Genomic DNA, 22,781 nt, shown 5'->3' with positions numbered 1-22,781 from the left:
TGTTCCCCCGTTGCCCGGATCAAGATCATTAAATGCCGGCTCAACCTACAGGTTTCCCCGTCAGGCCGGTACCGCCTCGCCCGTGAACGTGCGCCACAGCTCCGCGTACCGGCCGTCCTTCACCAGCAGCTGGGCGTGCGTACCGTCCTCGACGACGCGGCCGCCGTCGAGGACGACCACCCGGTCGGCGCGGGCGGCGGTGCTCAGCCGGTGCGCGACCACCAGGGTCGTCCGGCGGCCGGCCAGCCGGTCGGTGGCCTGGTTGACCAGCGCCTCGGTCGCCAGGTCCAGGGCGGCCGTGGCCTCGTCCAGCAGCAGGATGTCCGGGTCGACCAGCTCGGCGCGGGCCAGGGCGATCAACTGCCGCTGCCCGGCGGAGAGATTGCGGCCGCGCTCGGTGACCGGGTGCAGATAGCCCCCGTCCAGCGTGGCGATCATCTCGTGCGCCCCCACCGCCCGTGCCGCCGCCTCCACCTGGGCGTCGCTCGCGTCCGGGCGCCCGTAGGCGATGGAGTCGCGCACGGTGCCGGGGAAGAGGTAGGGCTCCTGCGGGACGACGCCGAGCCGGTGCCGGTAGGAGACCGGCTCCAGGTCGCGCAGGTCCCGGCCGTCGACGAGGACGGCCCCCGAGGTGGGGTCGTAGAACCGCGCGACCAGCTTGACCAGCGTGGACTTTCCGGCGCCCGTCTCGCCGACGAACGCCACCGTCTGCCCGGCCGGTACGGTCAGCCGGATCCCGTCCAGCGCGGCGGAGGCCTCCTCGGCCCCGTCGGCGCCGCCGTAGCGGAACCGCACGTCGTCGAAGACGACTTCGCCGGCCAGCTTGCGCACCTCGCCCGGGTCGGCCGCCACCGGCGTGGTCGTGGGCTCGCGCAGCAGCTCCTGCACCCGGCCCAGGGAGACCGTGGCCTGCTGATAGCCGTCGAAGACCTGCGAGAGCTGCTGCACCGGCGCGAAGAACAGATCGATGTAGAGCAGGTACGCCACCAGCGCGCCCGTCGTCAGCGTGCCGTCGCTCACCCGGCCGGCGCCCACGATCAGCACCGCGGCCGCCGCGACGGACGACAGCAGCTGCACGAAGGGGAAGTACACCGAGATCAGCCACTGGCCGTGCACGCGCGCGTGGCGGTACTCGGCGCTGCGCCCGGCGAACCGCTCGCCGCCCGCCCGCTCCCGGCGGAACGCCTGCACGATGCGCAGCCCGGCGACGCTCTCCTGCAGGTCGGCGTTGACCAGGCCGACACGCTCACGGGCCAGCTCGTAGGCCTTGACGCTCTGCCGGCGGAAGTAGACCGTGCCGATGACGAGCGGAGGCAGGGTGGCGAAGACGACCAGGGCCAGCTCCACGTCGATGACCAGGAGCGCGACGAGTATGCCGAAGAAGGTGAGGACGGAGACGACGGCGGTGACCAGCCCGGTCTGCAGGAACGTCGACATGGCGTCGATGTCCGTCGTCATCCGGGTCATGATCTTGCCGGTGAGCTCGCGCTCGTAGTAGTCCAGGCCGAGCCGCTGCAGCTGGGCGAAGATCTTCACGCGCAGCGAGTACAGCACGCGCTCGCCGGTCCGCCCGGTCATCCGGGTCTCACCGATCTGCGCCGCCCACTGGCAGGCCACCACCAGCAGCGCGAGCCCGGAGGCCGCCCACACGGCACCGAGCGCCAGGCGCTGGACGCCCTGGTCGATGCCGTGCCGGATCAGGACGGGCAGCAGAAGGCCGGCCAGCGCGTCGACGGCCACCAGCAGCAGGCTGACGGCCAGGGGCGCCCCGAAGCCGCGCAGCAGGCGCCGCAGCCCGTACGACTCCTCGGGCCGGGCGGCGCGCTCCTCGTCGATGCCGGGGGTGTCGCTGGCGGGCGGCAGGGCGTCCACCTGGGCGAGCAGTTCGGGGGTGGCGGGCATGTCGGCGAGCGCGCCGTGCGCCTCGCCCCCGTCACCGGCGTCCTTGCGCACCCACAGATGGGGGGTGATGCCGTCGACCGTGGCGCGCCCGGCGGAATCCCGCCGGGCCCCGGTCGGACGCCCGTCGAGGCCGCCGGCCGCCGGCTCACCGCCGAAGGCCCCCGCGAGCGCCCGCGCGTGACCGTCCGGCTCCGGGCCCGCGCCGGCCAGGCCCGCGGGGTCCTTGGCGACGCCGGCGAGCTCGTCGGGGTCCGTCAGCAGGCGGCGGTACGGCTCGCAGCGCGCCTGCAGCTCCTGTGCCGTGCCGATGTCCACCAGGCGGCCCGCGTCGAGCACCGCGATGCGGTCGGCGAGGCCCAGGGTGGAGGCGCGGTGGGCGATCAGGAGGGTCGTACGGCCCGCCATGACGCCGCGCAGCGCCTCGTGGATCTCGTGCTCCACGCGCGCGTCCACGGCGGACGTGGCGTCGTCGAGCAGCAGCAGGCGGGGGTCGGTGAGGATCGCGCGGGCGAGCGCGATGCGCTGGCGCTGGCCGCCGGAGAGCGTCAGGCCCTGTTCGCCGACCTTGGTGTCGTAGCCCTCCGGCAGTGCGGTGATGAAGCCGTCCGCCTGCGCGGCCCGCGCGGCCGAGCGGATCTGCTCGTCGGTCGCCTCCGGCACGCCGTAGGCGATGTTGTCGCGGATGCTGTCGGAGAACAGGAAGCTGTCCTCCGGCACGAGCCCGATGGCCGCGCGCAGCGAGGGCAGGGTCAGCTCGCGCACGTCGTGCCCGCCGACGCGGACGGAGCCGGAGGTGACGTCGTAGAAGCGCGGCAGCAGCAGGGCGAGCGTCGACTTGCCGCTGCCGGAGGCGCCGACCACGGCGACGGTCTCGCCGGGCTCGATGCGCAGGGAGAGTCCGTCCACGACGGGCCGCTCGGGGTCGTAGCCGAAGGTCACGTCGTCGAACTCGACCGTCGCGGGAGCGTCGGCGGGCAGCTCGCGCGCCCCTGCGCGCTCCTTGACCACCGGCTCGGTGTCGATGAGCTCGAGCACGCGCTCGACGCCCGCGCGGGCCTGCTGGCCGACGGTGAGGACCATCGTCAGCATCCGCACCGGGCCCACGAGCTGCGCCAGGTAGGTCGAGAAGGCGACGAAGGTGCCCAGCGTGACCTGTCCGCGCGTGGCCATCCAGCCGCCGAGGGCGAGCATGGCCACCTGGCCGAGCGCGGGCACGGCCTGCAGAGCGGGCGTGTAGCGGGAGTTCAGGCGGATGACGCGCATCCGGCCGGCGAAGAGCCGGCCGCTGACCTCGCGGAGCTTGTCCGCCTCCTGGGCCTCCTGGCCGAAGCCCTTGACGACCCGCACGCCTGTGACGGCGCCGTCCACGACGCCCGCCACGGCCGCCGCCTGCCCCTGGGCGTACCAGGTGGCCGGGAAGAGCTTGACGCGGCTGCGCTGGGCGAGGAACCAGATGGCGGGGGCGACGGCGAGGGCCACCACGGTCAGCAGCGGTGAGAGCACCGCCATCACGACGAGCGAGATGAGGAAGAGGAGGATGTTGCCGATCATCATCGGCAGCATGAACAGCAGGCTCTGGATGAGCTGCAGGTCGCTGGTGGCCCGGCCGACGACCTGGCCGGTGGAGAGCTCGTCCTGCCGCTTGCCGTCGAGGCGGGCGATCGCGGCGTACATCTCGGTCCGCATGTCGTGCTGGACGTCGAGGGCGAGCCTGCCGCCGTAGTAGCGGCGGAGGTAGGTGAGGCCGTAGACGACGACCGCGGCCACGATCAGCAGTGTGGCCCAGGGGGCGAGCGGGCGCTCGCCGGAGCCTATGACGTCGTCGATGATCAGCTTGGGTATCAGCGGTACGAGCGCCATGACGGCCATGCCGGCGAGCGAGGAGCCCAGCGCGAGGAGTACCGCTCCGCGGTACCGCCAGCAGTAGCCCGCGAGCCGCCTGGCCCAGCCCTGACCGGTATCCGTCGCCGCCACCCGAGACCTCCCGCTGCCCCGCTCCCCTGTTCTGACGGAAGGCCCCAACGCCCTGGGCTGCGGATTTCATCCCGCCGCAACAAAAGTGGCCGGTCAGGTACGCGTAAAGACGGGCCCGGGGCTCCGGGACGCGGCGGGTCGGAGCCCCGGGGGCTATGGGTCAGATTCCCGGGATGTACTGGATCAGCAGGTCGATGAGTTTGATCCCGATGAAGGGCGCGACGAGCCCGCCCAGCCCGTACAGGCTCAGGTTGCGGCGCAGCAGGGCGTGTGCGGAGGAGGGCGCGTAGCGCACCCCGCGCAGTGCGAGCGGGATGAGGGCGACGATCACGAGGGCGTTGAAGATGATCGCCGAGGCGATGGCCGAGGTGGAGCTGTGCAGGCCCATGATGTTGAGCTTCTCCAGGCCCTCGTAGCCGGCCACGCCGCCGAACATCGCGGGGACGATCGCGAAGTACTTGGCGACGTCGTTGCAGATGGAGAACGTGGTGAGCGCGCCGCGCGTGATGAGCAGCTGCTTGCCGACCTCGACGATCTCGATGAGCTTGGTGGGGTTGGAGTCGAGGTCCACCATGTTCCCGGCCTCCTTGGCGGCCGAGGTGCCGGTGTTCATGACGACGCCGACGTCGGCCTGGGCGAGGGCGGGGGCGTCGTTGGTGCCGTCCCCGGTCATCGCGACGAGGTTGCCGCCGGCCTGCTCCTGGCGGATGCGGGCCAGCTTGGCCTCGGGGGTGGCCTCGGCCACGTAGTCGTCGACCCCGGCCTCGGCGGCGATGGCCTTGGCGGTGAGCGGGTTGTCGCCGGTGACCATGACGGTCTTGATGCCCATCGCCCGCAGTTCGGCGAAGCGCTGCGCGATGCCGGGCTTGACGACGTCCTTGAGGTGGACCGCGCCCAGCATCCGGACGCCCTCGGGATCCTCGATGGCGACCAGCAGCGGCGTGCCGCCGCCGGCGGCGATGGAGTCGGCGATCCACCGGGCGTCCTCGGGCACATGGCCGCCGCGCCGGCCGACCCACTCCAGGACCGCGCTGCCGGCTCCCTTGCGGATGCGGCAGAAGTCGCCCTCGAAGGCGAAGTCCACGCCGCTCATCCGAGTCTCGGCCGAGAACGGCACGAAGCGCCCGTGCGCGAAGTCCGCACCCGAGTGGTGGATTCCGTACCGCTCGGCGAGCTCGACCACCGAGCGGCCCTCGGGCGTCTGGTCGGCGAGCGAGGCGAGCTGGGCGGCGTCGGCGAGGAGTTCGGCGGCGACGCCCTTGACGGGGACGAAGGCGGCGGCCTGGCGGTTGCCGAGGGTGATGGTGCCGGTCTTGTCCAGCAGCAGGGTGTCGACGTCACCGGCGGCCTCGACGGCCCGGCCCGACAGGGCGATGACGTTGCGCTGGACGAGGCGGTCCATGCCGGCGATGCCGATGGCGGAGAGCAGGGCGCCGATGGTGGTCGGGATGAGCGTGACGAGCAGGGCGACGAGCACGGTGATGCTCTGCGGGGCCCCCGACCAGCCGGCCATGGGCTGGAGCGAGACCACGGCCAGGATGAAGATCACGGTGAGCGAGGCGAGCAGGATGTTCAGCGCCAGCTCGTTGGGGGTCTTCTGCCGGCTGGTGCCCTCGACCAGGGCGATCATGCGGTCGAGGAAGGTGTTGCCGGGCCGTGAGGTGATCCGGACGATGATCCGGTCGGAGAGCACCCGGGTGCCGCCGGTGACACCGGCGCGGTCCCCTCCGGACTCCCGGATGACCGGCGCGGACTCGCCCGTGATGGCCGACTCGTCCACCGCGGCGACGCCGTCGACGACCTCGCCGTCGCCGGGGACGACCTCGCCCGCGTCGACGACCACGAAGTCGTGCGGCCGCAGGTCACCGGCCCGGACCCGCTCCTCCTCCCAGTCGCGCCGGTCCATGCCCACCCGCCAGGTGCGCAGGCAGCGCGCGACGGTGGTGCTGCGGGTGCGGCGCAGCGTCTCGGCCTGGGCCTTGCCGCGGCCCTCGGCGACGGCCTCGGCGAGGTTGGCGAAGACCACGGTGAGCCAGAGCCAGACGCTGATCAGCCAGGTGAAGACGGAGGGGTCGAGAACGGCGGAGAGCGTGGTGAGGACGGACCCCACCTCGACCACGAAGAGCACCGGGTACTTGACCATCACCCGGGGGTGCAGTTTGCGCAGCGCCTCCGGGAAGCAGGCGATCATCTGCCGGGGGTCGACGAGCCCGCCCTCCACGCGCCGGTGCCGGCGCCTGCCGGCCCGGCCCCGGGGCGAGGGGGCGACGTCCTGTCGGGGTGCTTCGGGCGCCAGATGCAGCATCAGCGGGGTGGCCTTCGACGGTTCGCGGGCGGTGTGGAATGACCGCCTCAGCAAACCGTCCGGGCACGCCCCGTGGCCGTGTCCTTACGGGCCCTTGTCGCGACCGCGGCCCGGACTTACGCGGTCTTTACGCCGCTGCCGGAACCGCCGGGCCGCCCCGCTCCGCGATCAGCCGCGCGCGGCGGCGATCTGCCGGGACATGATCGTCGTCAGCTCGTAGGCGGCGTGGGACGCCGCCACGGAGGTGATCTCGGCGTGGTCGTACGCCGGGGCCACCTCCACCAGGTCCGCGGAGACCAGGTTGCAGGAGGACAGACCGCGGATGATCTCCAGCAGCTCGCGGGAGGTCAGGCCGCCGGCCTCCGGCGTGCCGGTGCCGGGCGCGTGGGCCGGGTCCAGGACGTCGATGTCGATGGAGATGTACAGCGGCCGGTCACCGACGCGCTGGCGCAGCTGGTCGGCGATCTCGTCGACGCCGCGCCGCATGACGTCGGCGGAGGTGACGATGCCGAAGCCCATCTTCTCGTCGTCGGTGAGGTCCTTCTTGCCGTACAGCGGGCCGCGCGTGCCCACGTGGGAGAGCGCGGAGGTGTCGAGGATGCCCTCCTCGACGGCGCGGCGGAACGGCGTGCCGTGGGTGTACTCGGCGCCGAAGTAGGTGTCCCAGGTGTCCAGGTGCGCGTCGAAGTGCAGCAGGGCGACGGGGCCGTGCTTCTTGGCCACCGAGCGCAGCAGCGGCAGCGCGATGGTGTGGTCGCCGCCCAGCGTCATCATGCGGGCACCGGTGGCCAGCAGGTCGTCGGCCGCGCCCTCGATGGTCTCGACGGCCTCGTCGATGTTGAACGGGTTCGCGGCGATGTCACCGGCGTCCGCGACCTGCGCGAGCGCGAAGGGCGAGGCGTCCTGCGCCGGGTTGTACGGGCGCAGCAGGCGGGAGGCCTCGCGGATGGCGTTGCCGCCGAAGCGGGCGCCGGGGCGGTAGGAGACGCCGGTGTCGAACGGCACGCCGACGACGGCGACGTCGGCGGTGCCGACCTCGTCGAGGCGGGGCAGCCGGGCGAAGGTCGCCGGGCCCGCGTAGCGCGGGATGCGGGAGGAGTCGACGGGGCCGCGCGGTTCACGGGGGGCGGGGGTGCTCATGCTGGGGCCTCTCGGATCACGGACGGGGCGCCGACGGGTCACGGTCGCGTCAACGTCGGGCGGCCGCTGTGGGACGTACCCGAGGGTAGGCAGGGAGGCGGATTCCGCACATGTACGGAAGTGAAGGGTCCGTCCGGCCATATGGACACCACGTCCATCGCGCGCGCCCGGGGGAGAATGAGCCCATGCCGATACCACCCAGCCGTACCGAACTGATCGATCACCTCGTCCGTACGCGCATCGCGGGGAACGTCGCCACTCCCCGGGAGAACAACCTCGACCACTACCGCAGGCTGGCCCAGGGCGACCGGCTGTACTGGCTGGGTGTGGAGCTCGGTGACCGGTGGCGGGACGAGCAGGACGTGCTGGCCGTCATGGCGGAGCGCTGCGGGGTCAGCGACGACCTCGAGCACCGGATGGGCCAGGACACGATCGACCCGGAGCTGACGGTGGCCGCACTGGAGCGGGCGGCGACCCTGCTGCACAAGGCGGCGGAGGACGGCAAGCGGGTGCTGTTCGCCACCGGCCACCCGGGCGGGCTGCTGGACGTGCACCGCATGACGGCCGCCGCGCTGCGGGCGGCGGGCTGCGAGATCGTCTCCGTCCCCACCGGGCTGTGGGCGGACGACGGCGCGGTCCACCAGGTCGCGGACGTGGCCGTGTACGAGCGGGGGGCCACCCTCTGGCACACGCACTCCCCCGCCCCGATGGCCGCGATCCTCGACGCCCTGGAGCGGGAGGGCAGGCCGCTGCCGGAGCTGGTCGTCGCCGACCACGGCTGGGCGGGCTGCGCCGCGCAGCGCGGCATCGACGCAGTGGGCTTCGCGGACTGCAACGACCCGGCCCTCTTCCTCGCCGAGTCCGAGGGCACCCTGCAGGTGGCGGTGCCGCTGGACGACCACGTGGCCGACCCGCGCTTCTACGAGCCGATGACGGCGTACCTGCTGAGCGCGGCGGGGCTGCCGCAGGCCTAGGGACCGCGCCGGCCCATCGGACAGGCCCTAGGGGGTGTCCGATGGGTCGGCGCGGGTCCTGCGGTGTCCGGTGCGGTGGATCGCAAGGCGGAGCATCGGCCTCGGACTGGGCGTCCTTGGCTGATGCGACAACGCGGCGAGGCGCCGTGCCGGGCGCCGCAGGGCCCGTGCCGACCCATCGGACACCCCCTAGGCCTCCTGCTTGCCCCAGCGGCCGTTCCATCCCTTGACGGCCAGCCAGGAGCCGCCGTAGAGCACGGCGGCTTCGGCCGCCCTCAGACCCAGGCCGGACATCACCCTGGCGCTGCCGGTGAGTTCGACGACCCGGGCATGACCGAAGAACAGGAAGACGACTCCGGCGGCGATCACGGCCACTCCGCCGGCCATCAGCAGCCCCCGCACCGCATTGCTCATGGCTGCCCGACTGCGTGCCACTTCGTTCCCCCTCCAGGCGCTGACCGACCCCAAGAGGGTAAGCGGTCAGCCGCGCGGCACGCGGATCACACCCTCCTGGATGACGGAAACGGCCAACTGCCCGTCCTGCGTGAAGATCCGGCCCCGCGCGAGGCCCCGGCCGCCCTGGGAGGTGGGGCTCTCCTGGTCGTAGAGCAGCCACTCGTCGGCCCGGAAGGGCCGGTGGAACCACATCGCGTGGTCCAGGCTCGCGCCGACGACGTCGCCCACGGCCCAGCCGCCGCGCCCGTGGGCGAGCAGCACGGAGTCCAGCAGCGTCATGTCGGAGACGTAGGTGGCCAGGCAGACGTGCAGCAGCGGGTCGTCGGCCAGTTTGCCGTTCGTCCGGAACCAAACCTGCGACTTGGGCTCGCGCCGCTCGCCGACGCTGGCGAACGGCGGCTCGTCCACGTACCGCAGGTCCACCGCGTCACGGGCCTCCAGGATGCGCTCGACGGCGTCGGGACCGCCCAGCAGGTCCGCGTAACCGGGCAGCATCTCGGCGGCGGTGGGCAGGGTGAGCGGATCCGGCGCACCGGGCATCGGCTCCTGGTGCTCCATCCCCTCCTCCTCGCGCTGGAAGGAGGCGGAGAGGTGGAAGATCGGCTGCCCGTGCTGCACGGCGACCACGCGGCGGGTGGTGAAGGAGCGCCCGTCGCGGATGCGGTCCACGGTGTAGACGATGGGCACCTCGGGGTCGCCCGGCCGCAGGAAGTACGAGTGCAGCGAGTGGGCCTGCCGGTCCGCCGGAACCGTGCGCCCGGCGGCGACGAGCGCCTGCGCGGCGACCTGGCCGCCGAAGACGCGCGGGACGATGGTGGCGCGGCCGGCGGCGCCGCGGAAGATGTTCTCCTCGATGGGCTCGAGGTCGAGCAGGCCGAGGAGGTCGTCGAGGGGGGTGAGTGGCTCGTTCATCGGTGTCGGCCGCCCCTACAGGCCCATCGACTTGGCGATGATGGAACGCATGACCTCGCTCGTGCCGCCGTAGATGCGGCTGACGCGGGTGTCCGCGTACAGGCGGGCGATGGGGTACTCCATCATGTAGCCGTAACCGCCGTGCAGCTGGAGGCACTTGTCGATGACGACGGCGGCGCGCTCGGTGGTGAAGAGCTTGGCGGAGGCGGCGTCGGCGGCGGTCAGCTCGCCCGCGTCGTGCGCCTCCAGGGCCCGGTCCACGACCGCCTGCATCGCGTCGACCTCCGACCGGCAGTCGGCGAGCGTGAACTTGGTGTTCTGGAAGGACGCGACCGTCCGCCCGAAGACCGTGCGGTCCTCGACGTACCGCTGGGCGAAGGCGACGGCAGCGGCCGACTGCGCGTAGGCGCTGAAGGCGATGCCCAGGCGCTCCTGCGGCAGGTTGTGCGTGAGGTAGGTGAAGGCCTTGCCCTCCTCACCGAGTAGGTCCTCGACCGGCACCTTGACGTCGGTGAAGGAGAGTTCGGCGGTGTCGGAGGTGTGCAGGCCGAGCTTGTCCAGCTTGCGGCCCACGGCGTAGCCCTCGGAGGCGGTGTCGACGACGAGGATGGAGATGCCGCCGCGCCGGTCCTCGGGGGTGGGCGGGGCGGTGCGGGCGCAGACCAGGACGCGGTCGGCCTGGACGCCGCCGGTGATGAAGGTCTTGGCGCCGTTGAGGACGTAGTGCGTACCGTCCTCGGAGAGCTTCGCGGTCGTCCTCATGCCGGCCAGGTCGGAGCCGGTGCCGGGCTCGGTCATGGCGATGGCGGTCATCATGTCGCCGGAGACGAAGGGCGGCAGCCAGCGCCGCTTCTGCTCCTTGGTTGCGTAGGCGAGCAGGTAGGGCAGGCACAGGGCGGTGTGCACGCCGGCGCCGCCGAAGCTCACGGCCGCGCGGGCGCACTCCTCGGTGATGACGGCCTGGAACTTGAAGCTGCTCTGGCCGGCGCCGCCGTACTCCTCGGGGACCTCGATGCCGAGGACGCCCAGCGCCCCGAGCCTGCGGTAGAAGTCGCGCGGCACGACGCCCGCCTCGCGCCATTCGTCGTAGTGGGGGACGACCTCGGCGGCGATGAAGTCGCGGATCGTGTCCCGGAAAGCCTCGTGGTCCTCGCTGAAGACGGTGCGCCGCATGGCTGCTTCCCCTCCCGGCTGCGGGCTGTATAAGCGCTTGCTCAGCGAAGCTACCGGCAGGTAGTGGCGCTGTCCAGATCCTTTCGGCGTGATCGCGACGGTCCGGCGGCGGGCGGACCGCCGGCGGCTCAGGAGGAGAGCGCCGCCAGCGCCCCCAGCGCGAGCCGGCGCAGCAGGGCCGCCGTGGCCGCCCGGCTGGGCAGGGCGCCGGGGCGGCCGAGGTGCGGAGTGGAGTTCAGCAGCCCGAAGACGGCGTGGACGGCCGCCCGCGCCTCGGCCTCGGCCGCACCCGGGTGCAGGCGGCGGACGACCTCCACCCACAGCTCCACGTACTGACGCTGCAGCGAACGCACCAGTTTGCGGTCGGTGTCGCGGAGCTGGCCGAGCTCGCGGTCGTGGAGGGTGATCAGCGCCCGGTCGTCGAGCGCGAAGTCGATGTGCCCGTCGATGAGCGCGTCGAGCACCGCGGCCGGGCCCGCGCCGGCCTCGGCGGCCTCGGCGACCCGCTTCCGGCCACCGGCGAACAGTCGGCCGCTGATGCCCACCAGCAGCTCGGCCAGCATCGCGTCCTTGCCCGCGAAGTGGCGGTAGAGCCCGGGGCCGCTGATGCCGACAGCGGCTCCTATCTCGTCCACCCCGACGCCGTGGAAGCCGCGCTCGGCGAAGAGCCGGGCGGCCTCCTGGAGGATCTGCTCGCGTCGCGTGGGCGGAGCGGGGCGGGTGCTGGTGGCTGCGTCGTTCACAAAAATCAATTCTAGACAGCGGCGTTAGTGGTCGTTAACCTGAAACCACAATGTGTTAACGCTCATTAACTGAGCAAGGGAGCTCGAGTACATGCAGCAGGCACCGGTGCTGGGGAGCGCCGCAGATCCGGCGTCCGACGCCTGGCGCGCCAACGAGGCCGCGCACCGCGAGCTGGCGGCGGGGCTGCGGGAGAGGCTGGCCGCGGCGCGGCTGGGCGGCGGCGAGCGGGCGCGCGAGCGGCACACCGCGCGCGGCAAGCTGCTGCCGCGCGACCGGGTGGACGCCCTGCTGGATCCCGGTTCGCCCTTCCTGGAGATCGCCCCGCTGGCGGCGGAGGGCATGTACGGCGGGGCCGCGCCGGCCGCGGGCGTCATCGCCGGCATCGGCCGCGTCTCCGGCCGCGAGACGGTGATCGTCGCCAACGACGCCACCGTCAAGGGCGGCACGTACTACCCGATGACGGTCAAGAAGCACCTGCGCGCCCAGGAGGTCGCGCTGGAGAACCGGCTCCCCTGCCTGTACCTCGTCGACTCCGGCGGCGCCTTCCTGCCCATGCAGGACGAGGTCTTCCCCGACCGCGAGCACTTCGGGCGGATCTTCTACAACCAGGCACGGATGTCCGGCGCCGGCATCCCGCAGATCGCGGCGGTCCTGGGATCCTGCACCGCCGGCGGCGCCTATGTGCCGGCGATGAGCGACGAGGCCGTGATCGTGCGCGGCCAGGGCACGATCTTCCTGGGCGGCCCGCCGCTGGTGAAGGCGGCGACGGGCGAGGTCGTCACGGCCGAGGAGCTGGGCGGCGGCGAGGTTCACTCGAAGGTGTCGGGCGTCACCGACCACCTCGCCGAGGACGACGCGCACGCCCTGCGCATCGTCCGGACCATCGTCTCCACCCTCCCCGAGCGGGGCCCGCTGCCCTGGCCGGTGGAGCCGGTGGAGCAGCCCAAGGCCGACCCCGCCGGTCTGTACGGCGTGGTGCCGGTCGACTCGCGGACGCCCTACGACGTGCGCGAGGTCATCGCCCGCCTCGTCGACGGCTCGCGCTTCGCCGAGTTCAAGGCCGAGTTCGGGCAGACGCTGGTGACGGGCTTCGCCCGCATCCACGGCCACCCCGTGGGCATCGTCGCCAACAACGGCATCCTGTTCTCCGAATCCGCCCAGAAGGGCGCCCACTTCATCGAGCTGTGCGACCAGCGCGGCATCCCGCTGGTCTTCCTGCAGAACATCTCCGGCTTCATGGTCGGCCGGCAGTACGAGGCGGGCGGCATCGCCAAGCACGGCGCCAAGATGGTGACGGCCGTGGCGTGCACCCGCGTACCGAAGCTGACGGTCGTCATAGGCGGCTCCTACGGCGCGGGCAACTACTCGATGTGCGGCCGGGCCTATTCGCCGCGCTTCCTGTGGATGTGGCCCAACGCCAAGATCTCGGTCATGGGCGGCGAGCAGGCCGCCTCGGTGCTCGCGACGGTCAAGCGCGACCAGCTCGAGGCACGCGGCGAGGAATGGAGCACGCAGGACGAGGAGGCCTTCCGGGCCCCCATCCGCGAGCAGTACGAGACCCAGGGCAACGCCTACTACGCGACCGCCCGGCTGTGGGACGACGGCGTCATCGACCCCTTGGAGACCCGGCAGGTGCTGGGCCTGGCCCTGACCGCCTGTGCCAACGCCCCCCTGGGCGAACCCGGCTACGGCGTCTTCCGGATGTGAGGCGGAGCATGTTCGAGACTGTCCTTGTCGCCAACCGGGGCGAGATCGCCGTACGGGTCATCCGTACGCTGCGTGCGCTCGGCATCCGCTCCGTCGCCGTCTTCAGCGACGCCGACGCCGACGCCCGGCACGTCCGGGAGGCCGACACCGCCGTACGCATCGGCCCGGCGGCCGCCGCCGAGAGCTATCTGTCCGTGGAGCGGCTCCTGGCCGCCGCCGCGCGCACCGGCGCCCAGGCCGTCCACCCCGGCTACGGCTTCCTCGCCGAGAACGCCGCCTTCGCCCGCGCCTGCGCCGATGCCGGGCTCGCCTTCATCGGCCCGCCCGCCGAGGCGATCGAGCTGATGGGCGACAAGATCCGCGCCAAGGAGACGGTCCGCGCGGCGGGCGTGCCCGTCGTCCCCGGCTCCTCGGGCAGCGGTCTGACGGACGCGCGGCTGATCGAGGCCGCGCGGGAGATCGGGATGCCGGTGCTGCTGAAGCCGTCGGCCGGCGGTGGCGGCAAGGGCATGCGGCTCGTGCGCGACGAGGCGCTGCTCGGCGAGGAGATCGCCGCCGCGCGCCGCGAGGCCCGCGGCTCCTTCGGCGACGACACGCTCCTGGTCGAGCGGTGGGTCGACCGGCCGCGGCACATCGAGATACAGGTGCTGGCCGACGGCCACGGCAACGTCGTCCATCTCGGCGAGCGCGAGTGCTCGCTGCAGCGGCGCCACCAGAAGATCATCGAGGAGGCGCCGAGCGTCCTGCTGGACGAGGCGACGCGCGCGGCGATGGGGGCGGCGGCGGTCCAGGCCGCCCGCGCCTGCGGCTACGCGGGCGCGGGCACGGTGGAGTTCATCGTCCCCGGCGACGACCCTTCCTCCTACTACTTCATGGAGATGAACACCCGGCTCCAGGTCGAGCACCCGGTGACGGAGCTCATCACCGGGCTGGACCTGGTCGAGTGGCAGGTGCGCGTCGCCGCGGGCGAGACGCTCGGCCTGTCCCAGGAGGACGTGAGGTTCTCCGGCCACGCGGTGGAGGCCCGCGTCTGCGCGGAGACGGCGCGGGTGAGCGGCGACCGGGTCGACTTCCTGCCCTCGGCGGGCACGGTGCTGGCGCTGGACGAGCCGGCGGGCGAGGGCGTACGGGTCGACTCCGGCCTCTCGCTCGGCAGCGAGGTGGGCACGTCGTACGACCCCATGCTCGCGAAGGTGATCGCGCACGGCCCCGACCGGGCCACCGCGCTGCGGCGCCTGCGGGCGGCGCTGGCCGCGACGACCGTCCTGGGCGTGGACACCAACATCGGCTTCCTGCGGCGCCTGCTGGCCCACCCGGACGTGGTCTCCGGCGACCTGGACACCGGCCTGGTCGATCGCGACGCGGCGTCGCTGGTGCCGCAGGCGGTGCCGGAGGAGGTCTATGCGGCGGGGGCGCTGCACGCCCAGGCGGAGCTGTCCGGGCAGCAGGCCGGCAGCGGCGAGTGGACGGACCCCTTCTCGGTCCCGAGCGCCTGGCGGCTGGGCGGCACCCCCGCCTGGACGCCGCACCACTTCCGCGTCCCGGGCCAGGCTCCGGTGACGGTCCGCGTGCGCGGCGGCGAGGTGGCCGTCGGCGAGGCCGGTCCGGTCGGCGCGAGGCCGCTGCCCGCCCGGGAAGGCCGGGCCGCCCTCGAGCTCGACGGCCTCACCCACGCCTTCGCCGTCGCCGAGGGGCCCCGGGGCACCTGGCTCGGCAGGGACGGCGACGCCTGGCACCTGACCCCGCACGACCCCGTCGGCGCCGCCCTCGCCGGCGGCACCGCAGCCGCCCACGCGGGCGCTCTCACCGCGCCCATGCCCGGCACGGTCACCGTCGTCAAGGCGGCCGTCGGGGACGAGGTCGCGGCAGGCCAGAGCCTGCTCGTGGTGGAGGCGATGAAGATGGAGCACGTCATCGCCGCCCCGCACGCCGGCACCGTCACCGAGCTCGATGTGAGCGCCGGAACCACCGTGGCGATGGACCAGGTCCTGGCCGTCGTCACCCCGGCCGCGCCCCTGGAGGAGTCATGATCGACGGACTGCCCATGGCCGTGCCCGACCCGGAGCTGCCCACCCACGTCCGCATCCACGAGGTGGGCCCCCGCGACGGCCTGCAGAACGAGAAGGCCGTCGTGCCGACGGCCGTCAAGGCGGAGTTCGTCCGCCGCCTGGCCGACGCGGGCCTGGGCACCATCGAGGCCACGAGCTTCGTCCACCCCAAGTGGGTCCCCCAGCTGGCCGACGCCGAGCAGCTGCTGCCGATGCTCGACGACGTACGGGCCCGCCTGCCCGTCCTCGTGCCCAACCAGCGCGGGCTCGAGCGCGCGCTGGCCCTGGGCGCCCGCGAGATCGCCGTCTTCGGCAGCGTCACCGAGTCGTTCGCCAAGGCCAACCTCAACCGCACCGTCGACGAGTCGCTGGAGATGTTCGCGCCCGTCGTCGCGACGGCCCGTGAGGCCGGGCTGCGGGTGCGCGGCTACCTCTCAATGTGCTTCGGCGACCCCTGGGAGGGCGCCGTGCCCATCGAGCGGACGGTCCGCGTCAGCCGCCGGCTGCTCGACCTGGGCTGTGACGAGCTCAGCCTCGGCGACACCATCGGCGTCGCCACCCCCGGCCACGTCGCGGCGCTGCTGGCCGCGCTCGACGAGGCGGGCGTGCCCGCCGGGCGCCTCGCCGTGCACTTCCACGACACCTACGGCCAGGCCCTCGCCAACACCCTGGCCGCCCTCCGGCACGGCGTGAGCACCGTGGATGCCTCCGCCGGCGGCCTGGGCGGCTGCCCGTACGCGAAGAGCGCCACGGGCAATCTCGCCACCGAAGACCTCGTCTGGATGCTCGACGGCCTCGGGATCACCACCGGGGTCGACCTCGGCCGTCTCACCGCCACAAGCGTGTGGATGGCAGGCCAGTTGGGCCGACCCAGCCCGTCCCGCACCGTCCGTGCCCTCTCCCACCAGGAGCCGTAAGCCATGCTGGACCACCGTCTCTCCCCCGAGCACGAGGAACTCCGCCGCACCGTGGAGGAGTTCGCGCACGACGTCGTCGCCCCCAAGATCGGCGACTTCTACGAGCGGCACGAATTCCCGTACGAGATCGTGCGGGAGATGGCCCGCATGGGCCTGTTCGGGCTGCCCTTCCCCGAGGAGTACGGCGGGATGGGCGGCGACTACCTGGCCCTCGGGCTGGTCCTCGAGGAGCTCGCCCGGGTGGACTCCTCCGTGGCGATCACCCTCGAGGCGGGCGTCTCGCTCGGCGCGATGCCCATCTACCGCTTCGGCACCGAGGAGCAGAAGCGCGAGTGGCTGCCCCGGCTCTGCTCCGGCGAGATACTCGGCGCCTTCGGCCTGACCGAGCCCGACGGCGGCTCGGACGCGGGCGCCACCCGCACCACGGCCCGCCTCGACGAGACCACCGGCGAGTGGGTGATCAACGGCACCAAGTGCTTCATCACCAACTCCGGCACGGACATCACCGGCCTGGTCACGGTCACCGCCGTCACCGGTCGCAAGCCCGACGGCAGGCCGCAGATCTCCGCGATCATCGTCCCCTCCGGCACCCCCGGCTTCACCGTCGCCGCCCCCTACTCCAAGGTCGGCTGGAACGCCTCGGACACCCGCGAGCTGTCCTTCTCCGACGTCCGGGTGCCGGCCGCCAACCTGCTGGGCGAGGAGGGCCGCGGCTACGCCCAGTTCCTGCGGATACTGGACGAGGGCCGGATCGCGATCTCCGCCCTGGCCACGGGCCTGGCCCAGGGCTGTGTGGACGAGTCGGTGTCGTACGCGAAGACCCGTCAGGCCTTCGGCCGGCCGATCGGCGCCAACCAGGCCATCCAGTTCAAGATCGCGGACATGGAGATGCGTGCCCACACCGCCCGCATCGCCTGGCGCGACGCCGCCTCCCGGCTGGTGCACGGCGAGCCGTTCAAGAAGGAGGCGGCGCTGGCCAAGCTCTACTCCTCCGAGATCGCGGTCACCAACGCCCGCGAGGCCACCCAGATCCACGGCGGCTACGGCTTCATGAACGAGTACCCCGTGGCCCGCATGTGGCGCGACTCCAAGATCCTGGAGATCGGTGAGGGCACGAGCGAGGTCCAGCGCATGCTCATCGCCCGCGAGCTGGGGCTCGAGGGCTGACGCCCGCCGGCACGGCCGGGGCGGCTCCGGCCGCCCCGGCTAGACTCCCGGAACGGGCCGGGCCCGCTTGCCCTCACCGCAATTGAGGACAAGCGGGCCCGGTTCCGTCATGGACAGGCGTGATCAGCTGGTGGCCTTGCCGACGCAGAACCACACCGTGCCCGCGCCCAGGCCGCCGGCGGCGGTCAGGCACGGCACGCAGCCGGCGCCCATGGTGCCCGCGCAGACGGCGCCGCAGGCGGTGCCGAGGAGCGCCAGCGTCCAGCCGGAGACACCGGCGGAGGCGAGGCAGTTGTTGAGCTTCTTCCAGCTGAAGCCGCGCAGGGCCGGGTTGTCGGCCTTCGCCTCGGCGGGCATGTCCTTCGGCAGCTCGGCCGCGGTGATGGTCTTGGACGCGATGCGCGTACCGTCGCGCCACACCTGGGCGTGACCGGTGCGCTCGTCGTGCGTCAGCTGCATCTCCAGGGTCTCGACGAGCTTGCCCTTGGAGTCGTAGACCGCGTTGACGCTCGCGCCGCGGACCTGCCCGGATATGGGCAGCGAGACCTGGGTGTTGCCGCTGTCGAGGCGGTAGACCGAGGCGGCCTCGGCCTGCAGCGAGGCTCCGGCGGGCAGGTGCGTACGGACCTTGTTCTTCTTGACGTCGGCGTTGAAGCGGTCGAGCCACTTCCGCGCCTGCTCGTCCTTGAGCAGCTTCGCCTGGTCGGCGAAGTTCTGCACCTTGTCCTTGAAGGAGGACAGCTCCGGGGAGAGGACCTGGGGGGTCGCCGTCACGGCGGGCGCGCTGAGGGACATCGCCTGGACCTGCGAGGCGGTCGTGCCCACGAGCGTCATGCCGATCACAGCCGCGGAGACAAGACGGTGCGAGATTTTCACTTGGGTTCCTTGCTTGTGCACGCCGGCGAGCCGGTGGGCTCCCGGCCGGGTCAGGACTTCCGGCGTCCGGGAACGACCACGAGGAGAAGGACCAGCGAGATCACGGCCGCCGCCCCCCAGGGGGCCGGGCCGCTCCGCCACGTCACCGCGGCGGCGAACGTGGTGAGAGCCGCGTTGAAGGCCGCCAGACCGATCACGAGACCGGTGGACGGGTTACGCGGTGTGCTCATGTGTGCCTTCTTCACTTGCGATCACTCCATGACGGTCGGTGCGCGCGGTCACCAGAAGATCATGCGAGGAGTATTTGTCGGTGTCCGTACAGCGATCAAGATCGTTTACCTTCTGTTGTCGCATCCCTGACGCGGCGGATACACCGGGATCACGCCACCGAATCGGGCGATCTTCGGGCCTTTCTGGCTGATTTACCTCACATTCAGTCCCCGTCCTGCCCGAAATCGGGCAGGATTCTTGCGAAAGCCCTCCACAGCCCTCAATATCAACGGGTGCTCGAACGCCGCATGTCCCATGACGACCTCGTCGACCACCTGGTGCGCAGCACGCCGCTTCAGCGCGGCGAGGCCGCCCGGGTGGTCCTCGACGTGCTGGCGTACTTCGACGAGACGACCGAGGAGTTCGTCCGCCGCCGCCATCGCGAGCTGCAGTCCGGCGGACTGAACAACACGGAGATCTTCGAGCGGATCGCGGCCGAGCTGCCGCACCGCGCCGTGGCACCACCGGAACTCTCACTGCGGCAGTTGCGCCGCATCGTCTACGGCTGAACCAGCAGCCGGGACGGAAGGTGAGGCGGCCCCGCACGGCCGCCTCGTCGTTTCTCCATCCCGTCGTCGCCCTGAGCGCCACTGCCTGAGCGCCACTGATCGTCTACCTGGGAGGGTCATCCATGTGTGGAATCGTCGGATACATCGGCAAGCGTGATGTCGCGCCGCTGCTGCTCGAGGGCCTGCAGCGCCTGGAGTACCGCGGCTACGACTCGGCCGGCATAGCCCTGCACGCCGGCGGCAAGGCCGGCGGCCTGAAGTCCGCCAAGGCCAAGGGCCGCGTCCGCGAGCTCGAGGCGCGTCTGCCCAAGCGCTTCGCCGGTACCACCGGCATCGCCCACACCCGCTGGGCCACCCACGGCGCGCCGAACGACGTCAACGCCCACCCGCACCTGGACGCCGACGAGAAGGTCGCCGTCGTCCACAACGGCATCATCGACAACGCCGCCGACCTCCGCACCAGGCTGACCGCCGAGGGCTTCGTCTTCGTCTCCGACACCGACACCGAGGTCCTGGCCCACCTCATCGCCCGCTCCGAGGCCGGCACGCTGGAGGAGAAGGTCCGCGAGGCCGTCAAGCACATCGAGGGCACCTACGGCATCGCCGTCCTCCACGCCGACTTCCCGGACCGCATCGTCGTGGCCCGCAACGGCTCCCCCGTCGTGCTGGGCATCGGCGAGAAGGAGATGTTCGTCTCCTCCGACGTCGCCGCCCTGGTCAGCCACACCCGTCAGGTCGTCACCCTCGACGACGGCGAGATGGCCACCCTGCGCGCCGACGACTACCGCACGTACACCACCGAGGGCTCCTCCACCTCGGCGCAGCCGACCACCGTGGAGTGGGAGGCCGAGTCGTACGACATGGGCGGCCACGACACGTACATGCACAAGGAGATCCACGAGCAGGCCGACGCCGTGGACCGCGCCCTGCGCGGCCGCATCGACGACCGCTTCTCCACCGTGCACCTGGGCGGGCTGAACCTCGACGCCCGCGACGCCCGCGCCGTGCGCCGGGTGAAGATCCTCGGCTGCGGCACCTCGTACCACGCCGGTCAGATCGGCGCCCAGATGATCGAGGAGCTGGCCCGCATCCCCGCCGACGCCGAGCCGGCGTCCGAGTTCCGCTACCGCAACCCGGTCGTGGACCCCGACACCCTCTACATCGCGGTGTCCCAGTCCGGTGAGACCTACGACGTGCTCGCCGCCGTCCAGGAGCTCAAGCGCAAGGGCGCCCGCGTGCTGGGCCTGGTGAACGTGGTCGGTTCCGCGATCGCCCGCGAGACCGACGGTGGCATCTACGTCCACGCCGGCCCCGAGGTCTGCGTCGTCTCCACCAAGTGCTTCACCAACATGGTGGTCTCCTTCGGCCTGCTCGCCCTGCACCTGGGCCGCACCCGCGACCTGTCCGTCGCCGACGGCAAGCGGATCATCGAGGGCCTGCGCAAGCTGCCCGGCCAGATCGAGGAGATCCTGGCGAACGAGGAGCAGATCGAGAAGCTGGCCGCGGAGTACGCCGACGCCAAGTCGATGATGTTCATCGGCCGCGTCCGGGGCTACCCGGTGGCCCGCGAGGCCTCGCTGAAGCTCAAGGAGGTCTCGTACATCCACGCCGAGGCCTACCCGGCCTCCGAGCTCAAGCACGGCCCGCTGGCCCTGATCGAGCCCGCGATGCCGACGGTCGCCATCGTCCCGGACGACGAGCTGCTGGAGAAGAACCGCGCCGCGCTCGAGGAGATCAAGGCCCGCAGCGGCCGCATCCTCGCCGTCGCGCACCAGGAGCAGGAGAAGGCCGACCACACGATCGTGGTGCCGAAGAACGAGGACGAGCTCGACGCGATCCTCATGGGCATCCCGCTGCAGCTCTTCGCGTACTACACGGCGAAGGCCATGGGCCGCGACATCGACAAGCCGCGCAACCTGGCGAAGTCCGTCACGGTCGAGTAGTCCGCGGCGAGCGGCTCCCGGCCGCGCACTCCGCCCGGCCCGCGCCCCGCGCGGGCCCCGCAAGCCCTCTCGTACCTGTCCGCACCTGTCCGCGACAGGTCCGAGAGGACGGTCCTCCCGTGCGTGCCACCACGCGCACGGGAGGACCGCCTCCCCTGTGCCGGCGTCACCCTCGCGCCGGCGGTGCCGCCACCGGTCCCGGGAACCGTCACCTCCCGTCCGGCGGCACGACAGCGTCGCGTGCCCAAGTCCTACCCGCGCCCGGGGCGCGCCCCACCTCTACGCGTCAGTAGATTTCGGTGGCTTGTCAAGCCGTTTTCGTGGCCATCCGCACTGCGGCGCAAGGAAGTTGACGTTCCGCCGGGACGTGTCCAGCCGGCCCGGCCGCTACGGGACCACGGCTGCGGGATCACTACGGGATCACGGCTGCGGAAGCACGACTACGGGATCACCACGACCGGCCGCTGCGCACGGCGCGCCAGCCGGCCCGCCACCGAGCCGAAGATCCGGCCGACCAGGCCGTGCGTGGAGCCGACCACGATCGCGTCGGCCGCGTACTCCCGCCCGACTTCCTCGAGCTCATGACAGATGTCGCCGCCGCGTTCCACCAGGATCCAGGGCACCTCGGACAGATAATCCGCGCAGGCCAGCTCCAGGCCCAGCACCTCGGTGCGGTGATCGGGGACATCGACGAAGACCGGCGGCTCACAGCCCGCCCAGACGGTCGTCGGCAACCGGTTGGCCACATGCACGATGATCAGCCCCGAGCCGGAGCGCCGGGCCATTCCGATTGCATACGCAAGCGCTCGCTCGCTCGACATGGAACCGTCGAAGCCCACCACGACGCCGTGCTGGAACGCCGGATCGCAGGAATGACGTGTTTCTTCCGCCGCTTCGGGATGCGCCGTCTGATCGGCGATCCGCTTGCGGTCCGCGGGTTCGGAGAATTCGTGACCGGCCATCGGTGTCTCGGCGAAGGAAGCCTCGTGTCGAGGGGATCGGCGGTGGACTGGTTGGAGTTGTCGAGGGGTGCGCACTCGGATGGATCATGGACGGCCGAATCCGTCCGGGATTCATCTTTTCAAGTGCTTACCCCCCAGGGTACGGCGACACTCGCTGCCTGCCCAGGGGTCGCCGCACGGGGACGGGCCCCGGCGGGCGTTCCCCGGAGCATGCACGAGCGCGGCGCGTAGCGCAATGGCCCCGGCTCTACTCACTGGTACCCACTCCCCAGTGACCCAGGCCCCCGGCCCGCCGTTGTAGTACCGCGTACGACCGCCAGCAGCCGCCAGCAGGGAGCCGCTCGTGCCCGGAACCCGTGATGACGCCCGCGAGGACAGCGCCGACGGGCAGTCCCCCGATCCGGTGAGCGACGTGGTCCGCTGGGCGGCGTTCAGCTGCGCCCTCGTCCCCGTCGTCCTGCTGATGTGCGGTCAGTCCTTCGGCGGCGCGGCCGGCACCGCGGCCGGCCTGGTGGCCCTCACCTGCGTCTGCCACGCGCTGCTCCGCCAGTCCGCGCGCACGGCCGCCAGGGTCTCCTCGGAACAGTCGGTTCCGCACCGCGGCAGGCATGGCCGCACGGGTGGCGGGAGCCACCGCGGGGGACGTCATCCGGGCGCCGGATCCCCCGTCGACTGACCCCCTCGCACGCCTGCACCCGTAGGTTTTCAGCCAAGTTGGGGCCGAACTTCACAGCTTGGCCAAAGACCCCTCCAACAGCCGGTCGACCAGCAAGGAAACGACCCCGCAGGGCGGTTGCCGCCT

The 22,781-nt window shown here is 72.1% G+C and carries 18 protein-coding genes; 8 read left to right on the top strand and 10 right to left on the bottom strand.

Annotation, left to right across the window (positions count from 1 at the left end):
* Nucleotides 1-60 precede the first annotated feature (60 nt).
* The 3 genes from ACIG36_RS01115 to speB all read right to left on the bottom strand — a co-directional run bounded on the left by ACIG36_RS01115 (nucleotide 61) and on the right by speB (nucleotide 7,321).
* Nucleotides 61-3,876 (bottom strand): ABC transporter ATP-binding protein, encoded by a 3,816-nt coding sequence (locus tag ACIG36_RS01115; protein ID WP_399919867.1) that lies wholly within the window; start codon nucleotides 3,874-3,876, stop codon nucleotides 61-63.
* Between the two features lie 160 nt (nucleotides 3,877-4,036).
* The gene (gene kdpB / locus ACIG36_RS01110; RefSeq protein ID WP_399919864.1) at nucleotides 4,037-6,181 is read right to left on the bottom strand and encodes a potassium-transporting ATPase subunit KdpB; all 2,145 of its coding nucleotides are present in this window, start codon (nucleotides 6,179-6,181) and stop codon (nucleotides 4,037-4,039) included.
* A 168-nt stretch (nucleotides 6,182-6,349) separates the two neighbouring features.
* The gene (gene speB, locus ACIG36_RS01105) at nucleotides 6,350-7,321 is read right to left on the bottom strand and encodes an agmatinase (RefSeq protein ID WP_399919861.1); all 972 of its coding nucleotides are present in this window, start codon (nucleotides 7,319-7,321) and stop codon (nucleotides 6,350-6,352) included.
* A gap of 185 nt (nucleotides 7,322-7,506) precedes the next feature.
* Here speB and ACIG36_RS01100 point away from each other — a divergent pair, with 185 nt between their 5' ends.
* Nucleotides 7,507-8,295, top strand: coding sequence for a phosphatase (locus ACIG36_RS01100; RefSeq protein WP_399919858.1), 789 nt, complete (start codon nucleotides 7,507-7,509; stop codon nucleotides 8,293-8,295).
* Nucleotides 8,296-8,484: 189 nt separating this feature from the next.
* On the opposite strand, the gene ACIG36_RS01095 is transcribed toward ACIG36_RS01100, so the two are convergent.
* From ACIG36_RS01095 to ACIG36_RS01080, 4 genes are all read right to left on the bottom strand, one after another.
* Entirely contained in the window at nucleotides 8,485-8,709 is a 225-nt protein-coding gene (locus ACIG36_RS01095) for a hypothetical protein (protein ID WP_399919855.1), read from the bottom strand.
* A 66-nt stretch (nucleotides 8,710-8,775) separates the two neighbouring features.
* Nucleotides 8,776-9,663, bottom strand: coding sequence for an acyl-CoA thioesterase II (tesB, locus tag ACIG36_RS01090; protein ID WP_399919851.1), 888 nt, complete (start codon nucleotides 9,661-9,663; stop codon nucleotides 8,776-8,778).
* Between the two features lie 15 nt (nucleotides 9,664-9,678).
* A complete protein-coding gene (locus ACIG36_RS01085) occupies nucleotides 9,679-10,836 on the bottom strand; it encodes an acyl-CoA dehydrogenase family protein (protein ID WP_399919848.1) in 1,158 nt (385 codons plus the stop codon).
* A 128-nt stretch (nucleotides 10,837-10,964) separates the two neighbouring features.
* Nucleotides 10,965-11,579: a TetR/AcrR family transcriptional regulator gene (locus tag ACIG36_RS01080; RefSeq protein WP_399919844.1), complete on the bottom strand. Its 615-nt coding sequence runs from the start codon at nucleotides 11,577-11,579 to the stop codon at nucleotides 10,965-10,967.
* A gap of 91 nt (nucleotides 11,580-11,670) precedes the next feature.
* Between ACIG36_RS01080 and ACIG36_RS01075 the strand changes: the two genes are divergently transcribed.
* The 4 genes from ACIG36_RS01075 to ACIG36_RS01060 are packed head-to-tail and all read left to right on the top strand — an operon-like array spanning nucleotide 11,671 to nucleotide 17,419.
* Entirely contained in the window at nucleotides 11,671-13,287 is a 1,617-nt protein-coding gene (locus ACIG36_RS01075) for a carboxyl transferase domain-containing protein (RefSeq protein ID WP_399919841.1), read from the top strand.
* A gap of 8 nt (nucleotides 13,288-13,295) precedes the next feature.
* Entirely contained in the window at nucleotides 13,296-15,317 is a 2,022-nt protein-coding gene (locus ACIG36_RS01070) for a biotin carboxylase N-terminal domain-containing protein (protein WP_399919839.1), read from the top strand.
* Nucleotides 15,314-16,252, top strand: a complete 939-nt coding sequence (locus ACIG36_RS01065; protein ID WP_399919837.1) for a hydroxymethylglutaryl-CoA lyase — start codon at nucleotides 15,314-15,316, stop codon at nucleotides 16,250-16,252. The genes ACIG36_RS01070 and ACIG36_RS01065 overlap by 4 nt, the downstream gene beginning before the upstream one ends.
* Nucleotides 16,253-16,258: 6 nt before the next feature.
* On the top strand, nucleotides 16,259-17,419 hold the full coding sequence (locus ACIG36_RS01060; RefSeq protein WP_399922096.1) for an acyl-CoA dehydrogenase family protein: 1,161 nt from the start codon (nucleotides 16,259-16,261) through the stop codon (nucleotides 17,417-17,419).
* Between the two features lie 123 nt (nucleotides 17,420-17,542).
* Here the strand turns inward: ACIG36_RS01060 and ACIG36_RS01055 are convergent, their stop codons facing one another.
* Both ACIG36_RS01055 and ACIG36_RS01050 read right to left on the bottom strand, forming a co-directional pair.
* On the bottom strand, nucleotides 17,543-18,295 hold the full coding sequence (locus tag ACIG36_RS01055; RefSeq protein WP_399919835.1) for a hypothetical protein: 753 nt from the start codon (nucleotides 18,293-18,295) through the stop codon (nucleotides 17,543-17,545).
* A gap of 50 nt (nucleotides 18,296-18,345) precedes the next feature.
* Nucleotides 18,346-18,525, bottom strand: a complete 180-nt coding sequence (locus ACIG36_RS01050) for a hypothetical protein (RefSeq protein ID WP_399919833.1) — start codon at nucleotides 18,523-18,525, stop codon at nucleotides 18,346-18,348.
* Nucleotides 18,526-18,798: 273 nt separating this feature from the next.
* Here ACIG36_RS01050 and ACIG36_RS01045 point away from each other — a divergent pair, with 273 nt between their 5' ends.
* Nucleotides 18,799-19,074 carry a hypothetical protein gene (locus tag ACIG36_RS01045; RefSeq protein WP_399919831.1) on the top strand — a complete coding sequence of 92 codons (276 nt, stop codon included), beginning with the start codon at nucleotides 18,799-18,801 and terminating at the stop codon, nucleotides 19,072-19,074.
* A 122-nt stretch (nucleotides 19,075-19,196) separates the two neighbouring features.
* Complete coding sequence (gene glmS / locus ACIG36_RS01040; protein ID WP_399919829.1) at nucleotides 19,197-21,017, top strand: glutamine--fructose-6-phosphate transaminase (isomerizing); 1,821 nt, start codon at nucleotides 19,197-19,199, stop codon at nucleotides 21,015-21,017.
* A gap of 440 nt (nucleotides 21,018-21,457) precedes the next feature.
* On the opposite strand, the gene ACIG36_RS01035 is transcribed toward glmS, so the two are convergent.
* Complete coding sequence (locus ACIG36_RS01035; RefSeq protein ID WP_071965807.1) at nucleotides 21,458-21,979, bottom strand: universal stress protein; 522 nt, start codon at nucleotides 21,977-21,979, stop codon at nucleotides 21,458-21,460.
* A gap of 343 nt (nucleotides 21,980-22,322) precedes the next feature.
* Between ACIG36_RS01035 and ACIG36_RS01030 the strand changes: the two genes are divergently transcribed.
* The gene (locus ACIG36_RS01030; protein ID WP_399919827.1) at nucleotides 22,323-22,655 is read left to right on the top strand and encodes a hypothetical protein; all 333 of its coding nucleotides are present in this window, start codon (nucleotides 22,323-22,325) and stop codon (nucleotides 22,653-22,655) included.
* Nucleotides 22,656-22,781 lie beyond the last annotated feature (126 nt).

The organism is Streptomyces sp. NPDC053048 (assembly GCF_044547045.1).
Taxonomy (GTDB): Bacteria; Actinomycetota; Actinomycetes; order Streptomycetales; family Streptomycetaceae; genus Streptomyces.
This window is presented reverse-complemented; position numbering and strand designations above follow the sequence as displayed.

What these genes read in the sequence shown, in the direction of transcription:
- kdpB (WP_399919864.1), bottom strand. Translation starts at nt 6,181, where the DNA reads ATGCTGCATCTGGCGCCCGAAGCACCCCGACAGGACGTCGCCCCCTCG.
- speB (WP_399919861.1), bottom strand. Translation starts at nt 7,321, where the DNA reads ATGAGCACCCCCGCCCCCCGTGAACCGCGCGGCCCCGTCGACTCCTCC.
- ACIG36_RS01100 (WP_399919858.1), top strand. Translation starts at nt 7,507, where the DNA reads ATGCCGATACCACCCAGCCGTACCGAACTGATCGATCACCTCGTCCGT.
- ACIG36_RS01095 (WP_399919855.1), bottom strand. Translation starts at nt 8,709, where the DNA reads ATGAGCAATGCGGTGCGGGGGCTGCTGATGGCCGGCGGAGTGGCCGTG.
- tesB (WP_399919851.1), bottom strand. Translation starts at nt 9,663, where the DNA reads ATGAACGAGCCACTCACCCCCCTCGACGACCTCCTCGGCCTGCTCGAC.
- ACIG36_RS01085 (WP_399919848.1), bottom strand. Translation starts at nt 10,836, where the DNA reads ATGCGGCGCACCGTCTTCAGCGAGGACCACGAGGCTTTCCGGGACACG.
- ACIG36_RS01075 (WP_399919841.1), top strand. Translation starts at nt 11,671, where the DNA reads ATGCAGCAGGCACCGGTGCTGGGGAGCGCCGCAGATCCGGCGTCCGAC.
- ACIG36_RS01070 (WP_399919839.1), top strand. Translation starts at nt 13,296, where the DNA reads ATGTTCGAGACTGTCCTTGTCGCCAACCGGGGCGAGATCGCCGTACGG.
- ACIG36_RS01065 (WP_399919837.1), top strand. Translation starts at nt 15,314, where the DNA reads ATGATCGACGGACTGCCCATGGCCGTGCCCGACCCGGAGCTGCCCACC.
- ACIG36_RS01050 (WP_399919833.1), bottom strand. Translation starts at nt 18,525, where the DNA reads ATGAGCACACCGCGTAACCCGTCCACCGGTCTCGTGATCGGTCTGGCG.
- glmS (WP_399919829.1), top strand. Translation starts at nt 19,197, where the DNA reads ATGTGTGGAATCGTCGGATACATCGGCAAGCGTGATGTCGCGCCGCTG.
- ACIG36_RS01035 (WP_071965807.1), bottom strand. Translation starts at nt 21,979, where the DNA reads ATGGCCGGTCACGAATTCTCCGAACCCGCGGACCGCAAGCGGATCGCC.